This window comes from Vibrio breoganii, from assembly GCF_001677275.1.
GTDB lineage: Bacteria > Pseudomonadota > Gammaproteobacteria > Enterobacterales > Vibrionaceae > Vibrio > Vibrio breoganii.
Window position 1 is genome coordinate 85,798 of record NZ_CP016177.1, and the last position, 13,412, is coordinate 99,209.

Below are 13,412 nucleotides of genomic sequence, written 5' to 3' on the forward strand. Positions count from 1 at the left end.
ATTTGATAGATTGGAAAAAAGGGGCAAAGGAATGTTTTCGTTTCTAGTCAAGCGCCTATATCAGGCACTGGTAGTGATGTTTGTGATCAGTTTGGTGGCGTTTGCTATCCAAGATAATCTTGGTGATCCCTTACGTGAATTAGTTGGTCAGTCGGTATCTGAATCGGAGCGTCAAGCGCTGCGTGATGACCTTGGTCTGAACGACCCGTTTGTCACTAAATATACCCGTTTTATTACTGCAGCAGTACAGGGTGATTTAGGTACTTCATATTTCTTTAAGCGTCCAGCTGTGGACGTTATCTTGGACAAGCTGGTTGCGACTCTAGAGCTCGTATTCGGTGCCACACTCATTATTGTTGTGCTGTCGATTCCGCTTGGCGTTTATTCCGCTATAAATCCTAAAAGTTTCTTTACCAAGGTCATCATGGCGATGAGCTCGGTGGGTATTTCTATACCCGTATTCCTAACAGCAATCATGCTGATGTACATCTTCTCGATAACCTTAGGGTGGCTGCCTTCCTACGGTCGAGGCGAAACAGCGAACGTACTTGGGTGGCAGTCTGGCTTCTTCACTGTAGATGGCATTAAACACTTAATATTGCCGTGTGTTTCACTGGCTTCTATTATGCTTCCACTGTTCATTCGTCTAGTGCGCTCTGAAATGCTTGAAGTGCTTAGCTCGGAATACATCAAATTTGGTAAGGCAAAAGGCCTACCACTGAAGAAAATTCATTATCAACATGCACTTAAAAATACCCTTTTACCGGTATTAACGGTAGGTGGTGTACAGATTGGTACTATGGTGGCATACACCATTCTTACTGAGACTGTATTCCAATGGCCAGGCACAGGATTCTTGTTCCTTGAGGCGATCAACCGTGTAGATACACCGTTAATCACAGCTTACGTAATCTTCGTAGGTCTGATTTTCGTGGTAACTAACACCATCGTTGACTTGCTATACGGCCTAATCAACCCAACCGTGAACATTACTGGTAAAGGAGCATAATCATGGAACAGACAACACAAGCTCCAGGTCGCTGGGAGCGTTTTAAAAACTCGGATATCGTTTACTATTTCTTGCGTGACAAAGTGGCTATGTTCAGTGCTTTCGTCTTCGCTTGCTTCTTGGTAGCAGCACTAGCAGCACCGATTATTGCGCCGTCAGACCCTTATGACTTGATGTCTATCGATATCATGGATTCAGAACTTCCTCCTTCATGGATGGAAGGTGGTGAGTCGCACTTTGTCTTAGGTACCGATGAGCAAGGCCGTGATATATTCTCAACGATCTTGTATGGCTCAAGACTGTCACTGACAATCGGTTTTCTAGCCGTAGGCCTACAGCTGATTCTGGGTATCGTTATCGGTCTATCAGCGGGTTACTTCGGTGGCCGCATTGATAGCTTCCTGATGCGCTTTGCCGATATTCAGCTTTCGTTCTCAACCATGATGGTAGCGATTATTGTTTCCGCCATCTTTAAGGCGAGCTTTGGCAGTGCCTTCTATAGCGAATACGCAGTAGTGATGCTGGTCGTGATCATTGGTGTGGCGGAATGGCCACAGTATGCGCGTACCATTCGTGCTTCGGTACTGGCAGAGAAGAAGAAAGAATACGTAGAAGCGGCGCGCGTGATGGGCTTTAAAGCACCACGCATCATGTTCCGCCACATTCTCCCTAACTGTCTATCACCAATCTTGGTTATCTCAACGGTACAGATTGCGAACGCAATCATGTCTGAGGCGGCACTGTCGTTCCTTGGCCTAGGTCTACCAGTTGACCAACCTTCTCTGGGCGCGTTGATCAGCACAGGCTTTAACTACATCTTCTCTGGTGCATGGTGGATTACAGCCTTCCCAGGTATCGTTCTAGTAACCTTGGTATTGGTTATCAACCTACTGGGTGACTGGTTACGTGATGTATTTAACCCGAAATTGTATAAGGGTTAATTAAACTCGATTCGAGAAATCCTCAAACGCCTGACGTGAATTCGTCAGGCGTTTTTTATTGCGCCAGAACAAGGCTATACGCAACAGCTTGCTAATTATTGGCGAATAACCCTACTCTCAACTAGTCTTTCGGAAGTGATTGTTTTTAATATAATTAGAGGGTTATAAGCAAAATGACGCTAATAAAGTTACCCCTAGTGTGTTCAGTGTTTATTTGGCTAGTTGCGTCTGTGAATGTCCAGGCCGGCAATTTTTTGTGCTCCGCTACTCAAGAGTCTTTTGATAAGCCCGCATTGCTGGGAGAGGAGTGCCCAATAGGTGTATCGTTGTGGGGAAAAACCAAGCCACAATACAACAAGTCGACCTTTTGGATACAGTGTGGCTTTTTTCCTGAAGAGCTCACCCTAGATCAGGTGAATCAGATTTACCCTAACGTTTCTGCCTCTATCTGGAATAAAGCTGAATCAAAGGGCAGACGCTGCTTAATTGGACCTTATGATGATTTCGAACAAGTGAATCTTGAAGTCACACAGCTTAGAACCATTGAAGGGTTTGAAAAGTCCTTTATCCGTGAAGTCGAAAAATAAAAAAAGGATGGCCTAAGCCATCCTTTTTAATATTGCCGCAGTTGGCAATTATCTCATGGTAACAAACTCTTCCGAGCCAGTAGGGTGGATAGCCACTACAGAATCGAAGTCTGCCTTGGTTGCGCCCATCTTCATCGCTACAGCGAAGCCCTGAATCATCTCATCAACGGTAAAGCCGATACCGTGTAGACCCACTACTTTTTCGTTGTCACCCGCACAGACTAGCTTCATCTTACATGGCTGACGATGCTTGGTGACTGCTGTGTACATAGCAGTGAAGCCAGAGGTGTAAACCTTCACGTTCTCTTTGCCGTACTGCTCAATCGCTTCTTGCTCAGTCAGACCAATAGTGCCAATTGGTGGGTGGCTGAAGACGACGGTTGGAACTAGGTCGTAGTCCATTTTCGCATCAGTCTTGTTGTTAAACAGACGCTCAGATAATTGGCGACCCGCTTTAACCGCAACAGGCGTTAGCTCAATACCGCCTTCCATGATGTCGCCAACACAGTAGATGCCTTTAACATTAGTCTCTTGGTACTCATCAACCTTGATGTAGCCACGGTCGTTGGTTGCAACGCCAGTGTTGCTAAGATTGATCACATCAGTGGCAGGGTGGCGACCGATAGCCCAGATTAGCTCGTCCACGTTGTGGGTGTTGCCGTTCTCTAGGTGCAGGGTTAGGCTGCCGTCCGCTTCTTTTACCACTTCTTTTGGTACAGAGTGAGTATGTAGCGTTGGGCCTTCTGCTGCCATTACTTCGGTCAGTGTCTCTATGATCATTGGATCGAAGCTACGTAGCGGAGACTCTTTACGCACAAACAGGTCTGTTTGTGTGCCAAGGGCGCTCAGTACGCCTGCGATCTCAACGGCAATGTAGCCAGCGCCAACCACAGCCACGCGCTTAGGTTGCGCCTCTAGGTCGAAGAAACCATTTGAGTCGATGCCATGCTCAGCACCAGGGATGTTAGGGATAGTTGGACGACCACCCACTGCAATTAGGATGTGATCAGCTGTGTATTGCTCACCATCAACCTCAACGGTTTTCTCGTCAACGAACTTTGCAAAGCCCTTGATCACATTCACTTTATTGTTACCAAGAACACGGTCATATGACTGATGGATACGGCCAATATACGCTTGGCGGTTTTCAACAAGCTTTGACCACTGAAAGTCTTTCAGGTCTACATCAAAGCCGTAGTCTTCTGCGTAAAGGTTAATAGCTTCAGCAACTTGCGCGCCATGCCACATTACTTTCTTTGGCACACAGCCAACGTTTACACAGGTGCCACCAAGGTCTTTCGCTTCGATGAGAGCGACCTTAGCGCCATACATAGATGCACGGTTAGCTGATGCAATACCGCCACTACCGCCACCAATACAGATGTAGTCAAAATGAGTTGCCATTGAGTTCTCCAAAATCCTTGTAGTCTTTTTAGTTATATTGGGTGAATTTATTCGGGTACAACCCATTCAACCTTAAAATGTCCTGTTGCGGGTGCAATCGCTTGTTTTAATACAGGCAAGATGGCTTGCATCTGGCTTTCAAGTTTCCAAGGCGGATTGACAATGATCATGCCTGACGCTGTCATGCCTCTTTCGTTGGTATCTGGCGATACACCCATTTCGATTTGTAATATCTTGCGAATGCCAAGGCCTTGTAAGCCCTTCAGCATATCGTCGATATCATAGCGATTAACTACAGGGTACCAGATTGCGTAAATACCTGTTGCCCAACGCTTATAACTTTGTGCGATAGCTTGTACGACATCGCGATATTCTTTAGCCAATTCGTACGGAGGATCAATAAGTACTAATCCACGACGCTCTCTTGGCGGTAAGCTACCCTTTAAGCGAGCGAAGCCATCTTCTTTAAAGATCTTAACTTGGCGGTCACGGTGGAACTCCTGCTCTAGCAGGGGAAAGTCGCTAGGGTGTAACTCAGTTAACACCATGCGATCACCACGACGAAGTTGAGCTCGAGCGACGCGAGGAGAGCCAGGGTAGTACCTCAGCTCATCACCTTCATTGAGGGTGCGAATTGAATCAAGGTAGCTCTCTAATTCTTCAGGCAAATCAGCTTGCTGCCAAAGCTTCGCGATACCTTGTTTGTATTCGCCGGTTTTTTCTGACCATTCATGGGTCAGATCGTAACGGCCTACACCTGAATGAGTGTCGTGATAGACAAAAGGCTTGTCTTTCTGCTTTAAGGCGTCAAGTATAAGACTTTGTACAATGTGTTTAACCACATCGGCATGATTTCCAGCATGAAAACTGTGACGGTAGCTGAGCAAGGTGACTCCCCAAGTGAGTATGTGATGGGACTAATCCACATTATACTCGACTATTGAATTTTGCATAAGTCGTCACTATGTAAACTCTTATAAGACGAAAATAAAAGGGACCCTCTATGTCTAACCCGCTTCTCAATATTACGGATTTACCGCATTTCTCCGAGATCAAGCCAGAGCATGTTAAACCTGCTGTGGAAAAGGCAATTGCGGATTGCCGACACAAGGTAGACGACGTTCTAAAAGATAACGACAACCCAACTTGGGAAAACGTCTGCTTGCCATTGGATGAAGTGGACTCAGTTCTTTCACGCCTTTGGTCACCAGTGAGTCATTTGAACTCAGTAGCCAACAGTGAGGAGCTTCGTGAAGCCTATGAGAGCTGCTTGCCACTGCTATCTGAATACGGCACATGGTTAGGTCAGCATAAGGGGCTTTATGAGGCTTACAAAGCGATCAAAGCAGACTCAAGCTTTGACGGTCTGAGCCAAGCGAAGAAGAAAACCATCAAAGACGCACTGCGCGATTTTGAATTGTCGGGCATTGGTCTTCCAGCCGATGAGCAGCATCGCTATGGTGAGATCAGTAAGCGCCTGTCTGAGCTTGGGTCTAAGTTTTCTAACAATGTACTTGATGCCACTATGGGGTGGAGTAAGCACATTGAGGACGTGAATGAGCTTGCGGGCATGCCAGAATCGGCATTGGAAGCAGCCAAAGCGGCGGCACAAGCAAAAGAGCTAGAGGGCTACCTACTTACGCTAGACATCCCTTCTTACGTTCCCGTTTTAACCTACTGCGACAATCAAGAACTGCGTAAAGAAATGTATGAGTCATACAATACTCGTGCATCCGATCGTGGACCGAATGCGGGCAAGTGGGACAATACTGAGATCATTGCTGAGCAGCTAAAACTGCGCCACGAGATCTCTCGCATGCTAGGTTTCTCTACTTATAGTGAACGCTCACTTGCTACTAAAATGGCAGAGACCACCGATCAGGTACTTGGCTTCTTAAATGACCTTGCTAGTAAGGCTAAGCCTCAGGGCGAGAAAGAAGTAGAAGAGCTGCGTCAGTTTGCAGAAAAAGAATTTGGTGTCACCGAACTTAACCTTTGGGATATCGCTTACTACAGCGAAAAACAAAAGCAAAATCTGTTCAGTATTTCAGACGAAGACCTGCGCCCTTACTTCCCAGAAAACAAAGTGGTTTCTGGCCTATTTGAGGTGCTTGAGCGTGTGTTTGGCATGCAAGTGAAAGAGCGACAAGATGTGGATGTTTGGCACGAGTCAGTGCGCTTCTTTGATATCTTGACCATTGATGGCGAATTGCGTGGCAGTTTCTACCTAGACTTGTATGCCCGAGAGCATAAGCGTGGTGGTGCTTGGATGGACGAGTGTCGCGTGCGCCGCACAACGTCATCGGGTGAATTGGAAACGCCAGTGGCTTACCTAACTTGTAACTTTAACAAGCCGGTGGGGGATAAACCTGCGCTGTTTACTCATAACGAAGTAACGACGCTATTCCATGAGTTTGGCCACGGTATTCACCACATGCTTACTCAGATTGATGTTTCGTCTGTGTCTGGCATCAATGGCGTGCCATGGGATGCGGTTGAACTGCCAAGTCAGTTCCTAGAGAACTGGTGCTGGGAAGAAGAGGCGCTGTCGTTCATCTCAGGTCACTATGAAACGGGTGAGCCTCTACCAAAAGAAATGCTGGATAAGATGCTAGCGGCGAAAAACTTCCAGTCGGCGATGTTTATTCTGCGCCAGCTAGAGTTTGGACTGTTTGATTTTACTCTACACACCGAGTTTGATCCTGATATTGGCGCGCGAGTGCTTGAAACCTTGGCAGAAGTTAAGCAAAAGGTCGCAGTATTACCAAGCCTAGAGTGGAACCGTTTCTCTCATGCATTTAGTCATATCTTTGCCGGTGGATACAGTGCGGGCTATTACAGCTATCTGTGGGCAGAAGTGCTGTCTGCGGATGCGTACTCTCGTTTTGAAGAAGAGGGCATCTTCAACAAAGAGACAGGACAAAGCTTCCTGAATAACATCCTAGAGATGGGGGGCAGTGAGGAACCTATGGAGCTATTTAAGCGCTTCCGTGGTCGTGAGCCGCAAATTGATGCCTTGCTAAGACATGCAGGTATCGGGGCTTAATCCTCGTTAACTCTCTATAAGCCATCTCAAATTGAGGTGGCTTTTTTTATGGGTTCACATTGCGGTTGATTGGATTTTGTAGCGAGATAAGGGTTTCGGTAGATTGCACCTCATCGATGGCCTGCAATTTATTGATCAGGACATGCTGCAACTCTTCAATTGAGCGGCACATTAACTTAACGAAGATGCTGTAGGCGCCAGTGGTGTAATACGCTTCGACGACCTCATCTAGGGCGTTGAGCTTCTCTAGCGCTGAATGGTAGTCCTTGGCCGCATTCAAGTTGATGCCGATAAAACAGCACACGTCATAGCCCAATTTTTTGGTATTGACGATAACCTCTGTACCTTCAATGACCTCAGCAGCTCTCATTTTTTCAATTCGAACATGAATGGTGGCAGGGCTAACATTAAATCGCTTGCCCATCTCTGCATAGGGAGTACGGGCGTCCTCCATCAGTGTTTTTAGGATATCTTTATCGAGCTGGTCGAGCATAGGGTTTTGGTTCATTGGGGTTCCTTAAGAGACACAGATAACAAGAATGCGGTAAACTAACGGATATCCTAATCAGGTCGACAGACCCCTAAACTTTAGAGAGATGACGTTGCAGATTCAACTTCTAGCGCAGTCCGAAGACAAACAATTACAGATCCAAGCATTGGCGGAGTGTTGGGGCTTGCAACATGATCCTGATAGTCAGTTTGCCTTGCAGTTAGGCGAGCGTCTAGAACTAAAAAAGCTGGATGAGCCTAAACTAGGGTCAATCTTCGTGGACTTTGCTGGTGGAGCCGTGGCGCATCGCCGTAAATTTGGTGGTGGTAAAGGGCAATCTATTGCAAAAGCCGCGGGTCTCAACAAGGGCGCGACCCCGTGTGTGTTAGACGCGACAGCAGGCCTTGGCCGCGATGCCTTTGTGTTGGCCTCTCTAGGCTGCAAGGTGCAGATGATTGAGCGCAACCCTGTGGTTGCGGCTTTGCTTGATGATGGCCTTTCTCGAGCAAAGCTGGACCCTGAGATTGGTGGTTGGGTTAGCGAGCGTATGTCGCTATTGCACGCTTCGAGCCTAGATGCACTGTCGCAGTTAGCTGAGGATAACGAATTTCAACGACCTGATGTTATCTATCTTGACCCTATGTACCCTCACCCAGAAAACAAAAAGAAAAGCGCGCAAATCAAAAAAGAGATGCGAGTGTTTCAGACCTTAGTTGGCCCCGATCAAGATGCGGACGGTCTTCTTGAGCCTGCTCTGCAGCTTGCCACGAAACGAGTCATTGTGAAAAGACCTGACTACGCCAACTGGCTGAATGAGAAGAAACCAAGCATGGCCATCGAAACTAAGAAAAATCGTTTTGATGTTTATGTTTTGTCTTCAATGACTTAGCTCAAAGGTCAAAAATAAATAGTTGAATTACTGCGGTGAAATCGCTATATGTAAGTAATAATCATTATTAATTGCATTTGAGTGACGAGGCTTTATGAGTAAGAAAATGTGCAAATTTAATCGCCGAACGATAGAGGGCAGCTTAGGGGCTATCTATTCTATTGTGGCGGAGCCAAAATTTGTGTGTCGCTCTTGCGCTCGTGTAGCAGGTAGTGGTGAAAACCTGTGTAAGCCTAGCCCGATCCCACCTCAAGCATGCCGCAATAAGATTGCAGGACCTATTTTAGAGCCGGCCGTCGAAGACTGTGTATTGCTAGCTGAAGCTAAGGCGACAAACACCATTACCGAAATATCATCGGCTAAAAACAAGTCGGAAAAGAAAAAGCAGATTAAGCCAGTGATCGAAGTGGCGGAAAATGCAGAGCAAGACACTATTGCGAATGAAGAAGTACAGTGTCAGTTGAGCAACAAACAGCTTAAGAAGCAGCGTAAGATGCTGAAGAAGCAGGCGAAAATGTACAAGAAGCTGAACAAGATTTTACGCAAAGAGAAAAAGCTTACCAAGAAGAGAAGTAAGCTAGACGCACACCTTAATGAGGTTGTTGAGGCTACCTCTATTCGCGTAGCCTCAAATCATCTCCATTAATTCCAGAGCTATCCTAGAACCAACTAGAACTGTTCCAGAACTGTCCCAGAACTAATCTTGAAGCGGCACCACCAATAGGTCGATAGGCATGTCATGGATCATGTGGCGAGTGTTGGAAAGCAACTTGCCCCAGAAGTCATGATGGTGTCCACAGACAACCAAATCAAATCCTCTTTCTTTTATTGCATCTGAAAGTTCTTCGACCAAATCACCACGTCCCACGAGAGTGTTACTCACTGGATAATCGAGCTTTTCGCTCAAGTCTTGGAGCTTTTGAGTGGAAAGCTTAGTGGTCGCGCTCTGACTATCAACCAAATTAACTTCAATCAGTCCTGTGTAGACTTCACTATAGTTAACGTCGATATGAATAAAAGAAAGCTCAGCATCAAGAGCTTTGGCAAGCTTGGCTGCTCGATTAGCTAAGTACTCACTATGATCTCCTAAGTCTAGGGCAACAACGATATGTTTATAGCTCATGATAGGCTCCTTATTCGGGCAATAGAGAATGTATCCTTAATTTCATTCTAGCAGGGCGAGACATATTTTTTGCTGAAGTGATCTGAAGTTGAAGTATTCGACTAACAAAAGAAAGAGAATTTTGATTTAGGGCAAAGTCTGTTAATTTAGACACATAGCCACATCGTATATTGGCTGAATGACATTAGAGCTATTAAGAAGAGGAACGTCTTATGCTGTCGGAACAGATGGTTGAAAATTTAAACGCACAAATAAACCTAGAATTTTTCTCATCCAATCTATACTTACAAATGAGTGCTTGGTGTGAAGATAAAGGTTTCGAGGGTGCAGCAGAGTTTATGCGCAAACATGCCACCGAAGAAATGGAGCATATGCAACGCTTATTCACTTATGTGAGTGAGACTGGGGCGATGCCAATTCTCGGTGCAATAGATGCGCCAAAGCATGAGTTTGCTAGCCTTGGAGAGGTTTTCCGTGAGACCTACGAGCATGAGTGCATGATCACCGAAAAGATCAATAAGCTTGCTCACGTGGCTTTCACAAGCCAAGACTACTCAACGTTCAATTTCTTACAGTGGTATGTGGCAGAGCAACACGAAGAAGAGAAATTGTTTAAAGGGATTTTAGACAAGCTAGAGTTGGTTGGTGAAAATGGTCAAGCACTGTTCTTCATTGATAAAGACCTAGCAATTATGGCTAAAGAAGGTTCAACCTCTATCATGGATGTGGCAGCTGAGTAACTTATCCGTACTCGACTAAACAACTGATTCACACTGGTTGTCTTGCCATTTCCTAGAGAGTGTAGGGAGGAAAAGAGATGATCAGTGGGGATTTGATTATTTTTGCGCTTATGATCGTAACTGCGGTCAATTGTATGCGTTATATCAGTACATTAAGGGCACTTATCTTTGTGATGCGCGAAGCGCACCCTTTACTCTACCAGCAAGTCGATGGCCGAGGGTTTTTCACTACTCAAGGTAATGTCGTCAAACAGTTCAGACTTTTCCATTACCTCAAGAGCAAAGAATATTCCCAGCATCATGATCCGGTGTTTGTTGACAAGTGCGACAAGGTTAGAGAGCTCTTTATTCTCAGTTGCGCATTGCTTTTCGTCACCTTAGTGGCGGCTTTCAGCGTTTAATTATTAATCTTGTTTGTATCTCTACCCTGCATCTGGGTAGAATGTGCGCCTTTGTAAGGGTATGCGGTTTTCGCATGCCCTTTTTGTATGACCTCCCGAGATGTAGAAAATGAGTGAACACTTTGATGTCGTGATTATTGGTGCTGGTGCCGCAGGCCTGATGTGTGCTGCTGAAGCTGGCAAGCGAGCTAGGCGAGTACTAGTGGTTGATCATGCTAAAAAACCAGGACGTAAGATTCTCATCTCAGGTGGTGGCCGCTGTAACTTTAGCAACTACGATGTTTCCCCTTCCAATTTCATCTGTAGTAATCCCCATTTCGTGAAATCGGCATTGTCGCAGTACACCAATTGGGATTTTATCTCTATGGTGAGTAAACATGGCATCGAGTTTGAAGAGCGTGACCATGGGCAGTTGTTTTGCGTGGATTCTGCGAAGCAAATTGTAAAAATGCTACTTGATGAGTGTGACTCGCAGTATGTACAGTTTCAATACCAGGTTGCGGTAAGCAATATTGATAAAACAGAATCTGGCTATACACTCCTAGCCAATGGTAAACCGATCAGCTGTGAATCATTGGTCGTCGCGACTGGTGGTCTATCTATGCCTAAACTTGGAGCAACGCCTTTTGGCTATCAGATCGCCGAACAATTTGGCTTGGATGTGGTACCTACCACTGCAGGTTTAGTGCCATTTACTCTGCATAAGCAAGACAAGTTGGATTTCAGTGAGCTGTCTGGGATTGCGATTCCTGCAGAAATTACTGCAGAAGATGGCACTGTCTTCAAAGAGGCATTGCTGTTTACTCATAGAGGGCTCTCTGGACCATCAGTGTTGCAGATCTCATCGTATTGGCGTGCCGGGCAAAAGGTAACCGTCAATTTAGTGCCTGAGGCCGATGTTGCTGAACTGCTGGCGCAGAACCGAGAAAAGCATCCTAACCAATCTCTAAAAAACACCCTATCTAAGGTACTGCCTAAGCGCCTAATTGAGGTGTTGATTGAGCGTAAACAGCTAGTCGATAAACCTCTAAAGCAATTGAATCACAAAGAGTACGACCAAGTCGTTGATGCACTTGAAGGCTGGCAGATTGTGCCTAATGGCACCGAAGGCTATCGAACTGCGGAGGTCACTCTAGGCGGCGTAGACACCAATCATCTTTCGTCTAAAACCATGGAGTGTAAAACCCACTCTGGTTTGTACTTCATTGGCGAGGTTATGGACGTAACGGGATGGCTTGGGGGCTTTAATTTCTGCTGGTGTTGGAGTTCAGGCTACGTGGCTGGGCAGAACGTATAGACATAACTTGTTGAATTGACGGGGGAGCGTTCGTACTTCATTGTTTTTTGGGTAATATCTGAGGCTGAACCTTCTTAGCCGTAATGCTTAATATCACCCTTGCAGTACGAACACGAATGCGCCTGTCGAATTAAATAATATGCTTACCCATTTTTAGATAGTTTTTCTGTGCGTTTAAATAGGCTGCTTTTTGTATTTTTAGCTCGGCTTGCATCTTTGAAATTTCTTCAGCGTGAGTGTTGCGCGCAGTCATCGGAAGTTGCTGGTAGAAGTGGTTTTTTACGGCTAGTTCGCCTTTGATTGCATCATAGCTTCTTTCTGCGTTTATATAAGCATAAAGGTGTTCGCTCATCTGTTGAAGCCTTGCACTTTTCTCACTCGCTTCTTTTTTAGCTGCCTTGATTTTTTTTATGCACACAGTACCGGTAGTGCTCACGATGCTAAATACTGAAGTGAATGCAACTAGGCTTAACAACATTTCTTATACTCGTCTGGCTATTTATCGTACGGGCGTGCATTTTGCCACTGTTTGAAAATTAATCAACGTATTTGTATGACAATTTAACTTTCCATTTTTATGCCCCTTTAGCATATCGAAGAAGGCTCTCAAATTAAGTCTCTGATAACCCTGATAGATCACACAAGAAAGCGCTTACTTTTGCGATAATTGAAGAAAGAAAATTTTTTGCTTGGGAACAGAAATGATCAGCTTTTGGAATGGAAATAAGTCACCTTCTCGTCAAGAACATGAGTTTGAGGTGCTGCAACTTGCTTTAGGTACAACAGAGGTCAGCAATGACTTAACGGATTACCCTGACGCTAAAGACGAAGGCAATATCTTCAATCTAGGCGCTGATGCGCTGGTAACTGTTGCTGGGAACACTAAGTTTGATTCGCATGCCTTTTTACCCGTGAATCACCCCTTGTGCATGGGATTGCTTGGGCATCGAATCCTGATTGTTCGTCGTCAAGATATCAGCACATTTTCGGGTATCACTGAAGATGATTTAAAAAGCTTGAAGGCGGGAATTCCTGCAACTTGGGCTGATGCCGATTTATTTCGTAGCAACGGCTATCAAGTCTTTGAGCAAGGTTCTTTGGATACCATCTTTGCTGATCTGCAATTGGGCTTATGTGATTATGTCGCTCTCGGGGCCAACGAAGTGCAGGCGATTTATCATGAATTTGCTGAGCAATTTGAAGGGTTAGTCATCGAGCCATCCATGATGCTCTACTATCCATTTCCATTGGTTTTCTATGTGCACCCTGAAAAAGAGCAGCTCGCGACTAAGATAAATAATGGTTTGGAACAGAGCCGTAATAGTGGTGCGTTGAGAGCCTTGTTTGATAAGCATTATGGTCAGACGGTTACCGATATGAATTTGTTATCTCGCAGGCAGATAGAGCTTGATAACCCTCTGCTTCCAAAGACTTTTTCTGGCTTTAGTTCAGAGCTTTGTACAAGTAAATAAGCAATTGGATCAT

15 protein-coding genes are annotated in these 13,412 nt (G+C 45.4%); 10 read left to right on the top strand and 5 right to left on the bottom strand.

Annotation, left to right across the window (positions count from 1 at the left end):
• The first annotated feature begins 31 nt into the window (after nt 1-31).
• The 3 genes from A6E01_RS00445 to A6E01_RS00455 all read left to right on the top strand — a co-directional run bounded on the left by A6E01_RS00445 (nt 32) and on the right by A6E01_RS00455 (nt 2,537).
• Entirely contained in the window at nt 32-1,009 is a 978-nt protein-coding gene (locus A6E01_RS00445; RefSeq protein WP_017029308.1) for an ABC transporter permease, read from the top strand.
• 2 nt (nt 1,010-1,011) lie between these two features.
• Nucleotides 1,012-1,950, top strand: a complete 939-nt coding sequence (locus tag A6E01_RS00450; RefSeq protein ID WP_017029309.1) for an ABC transporter permease — start codon at nt 1,012-1,014, stop codon at nt 1,948-1,950.
• Nucleotides 1,951-2,123: 173 nt separating this feature from the next.
• Nucleotides 2,124-2,537 (top strand): hypothetical protein, encoded by a 414-nt coding sequence (locus A6E01_RS00455; RefSeq protein ID WP_017029310.1) that lies wholly within the window; start codon nt 2,124-2,126, stop codon nt 2,535-2,537.
• A gap of 48 nt (nt 2,538-2,585) precedes the next feature.
• Here A6E01_RS00455 and gorA read toward each other — a convergent pair whose 3' ends face one another.
• Together gorA and A6E01_RS00465 are read right to left on the bottom strand one after the other, a co-directional pair.
• Complete coding sequence (gene gorA, locus A6E01_RS00460; protein ID WP_017029311.1) at nt 2,586-3,941, bottom strand: glutathione-disulfide reductase; 1,356 nt, start codon at nt 3,939-3,941, stop codon at nt 2,586-2,588.
• Nucleotides 3,942-3,988: 47 nt separating this feature from the next.
• Nucleotides 3,989-4,828 (bottom strand): 23S rRNA (adenine(2030)-N(6))-methyltransferase RlmJ, encoded by an 840-nt coding sequence (locus A6E01_RS00465; RefSeq protein WP_017029312.1) that lies wholly within the window; start codon nt 4,826-4,828, stop codon nt 3,989-3,991.
• Nucleotides 4,829-4,944: 116 nt separating this feature from the next.
• On the opposite strand from A6E01_RS00465, the gene prlC reads away from it, so the two are divergent.
• A complete protein-coding gene (gene prlC / locus A6E01_RS00470) occupies nt 4,945-6,987 on the top strand; it encodes an oligopeptidase A (protein WP_017029313.1) in 2,043 nt (680 codons plus the stop codon).
• Between the two features lie 46 nt (nt 6,988-7,033).
• On the opposite strand, the gene asnC is transcribed toward prlC, so the two are convergent.
• Nucleotides 7,034-7,495 carry a transcriptional regulator AsnC gene (gene asnC / locus A6E01_RS00475; RefSeq protein WP_017029314.1) on the bottom strand — a complete coding sequence of 154 codons (462 nt, stop codon included), beginning with the start codon at nt 7,493-7,495 and terminating at the stop codon, nt 7,034-7,036.
• Nucleotides 7,496-7,583: 88 nt separating this feature from the next.
• Between asnC and A6E01_RS00480 the strand changes: the two genes are divergently transcribed.
• Entirely contained in the window at nt 7,584-8,366 is a 783-nt protein-coding gene (locus A6E01_RS00480; protein WP_017029315.1) for a class I SAM-dependent methyltransferase, read from the top strand.
• A 94-nt stretch (nt 8,367-8,460) separates the two neighbouring features.
• Complete coding sequence (locus A6E01_RS00485) at nt 8,461-9,012, top strand: hypothetical protein (protein ID WP_026012653.1); 552 nt, start codon at nt 8,461-8,463, stop codon at nt 9,010-9,012.
• Nucleotides 9,013-9,063: 51 nt separating this feature from the next.
• Here A6E01_RS00485 and A6E01_RS00490 read toward each other — a convergent pair whose 3' ends face one another.
• Nucleotides 9,064-9,489 carry a universal stress protein gene (locus A6E01_RS00490; protein WP_017029317.1) on the bottom strand — a complete coding sequence of 142 codons (426 nt, stop codon included), beginning with the start codon at nt 9,487-9,489 and terminating at the stop codon, nt 9,064-9,066.
• Nucleotides 9,490-9,701: 212 nt separating this feature from the next.
• Between A6E01_RS00490 and ftnA the strand changes: the two genes are divergently transcribed.
• The 3 genes from ftnA (at nt 9,702) to A6E01_RS00505 (ending at nt 11,927) form a co-directional block, all read left to right on the top strand.
• Nucleotides 9,702-10,229 (top strand): non-heme ferritin, encoded by a 528-nt coding sequence (ftnA, locus tag A6E01_RS00495; protein WP_017029318.1) that lies wholly within the window; start codon nt 9,702-9,704, stop codon nt 10,227-10,229.
• 77 nt (nt 10,230-10,306) lie between these two features.
• A complete protein-coding gene (uspB, locus tag A6E01_RS00500; RefSeq protein WP_017029319.1) occupies nt 10,307-10,630 on the top strand; it encodes a universal stress protein UspB in 324 nt (107 codons plus the stop codon).
• 109 nt (nt 10,631-10,739) lie between these two features.
• Entirely contained in the window at nt 10,740-11,927 is a 1,188-nt protein-coding gene (locus tag A6E01_RS00505; RefSeq protein WP_017029320.1) for a BaiN/RdsA family NAD(P)/FAD-dependent oxidoreductase, read from the top strand.
• Between the two features lie 130 nt (nt 11,928-12,057).
• Here A6E01_RS00505 and A6E01_RS00510 read toward each other — a convergent pair whose 3' ends face one another.
• The gene (locus tag A6E01_RS00510; RefSeq protein ID WP_237334477.1) at nt 12,058-12,363 is read right to left on the bottom strand and encodes a hypothetical protein; all 306 of its coding nucleotides are present in this window, start codon (nt 12,361-12,363) and stop codon (nt 12,058-12,060) included.
• A 265-nt stretch (nt 12,364-12,628) separates the two neighbouring features.
• Here A6E01_RS00510 and A6E01_RS00515 point away from each other — a divergent pair, with 265 nt between their 5' ends.
• Nucleotides 12,629-13,399: a substrate-binding periplasmic protein gene (locus A6E01_RS00515; protein WP_065209350.1), complete on the top strand. Its 771-nt coding sequence runs from the start codon at nt 12,629-12,631 to the stop codon at nt 13,397-13,399.
• The last annotated feature ends 13 nt before the right edge of the window (nt 13,400-13,412 follow it).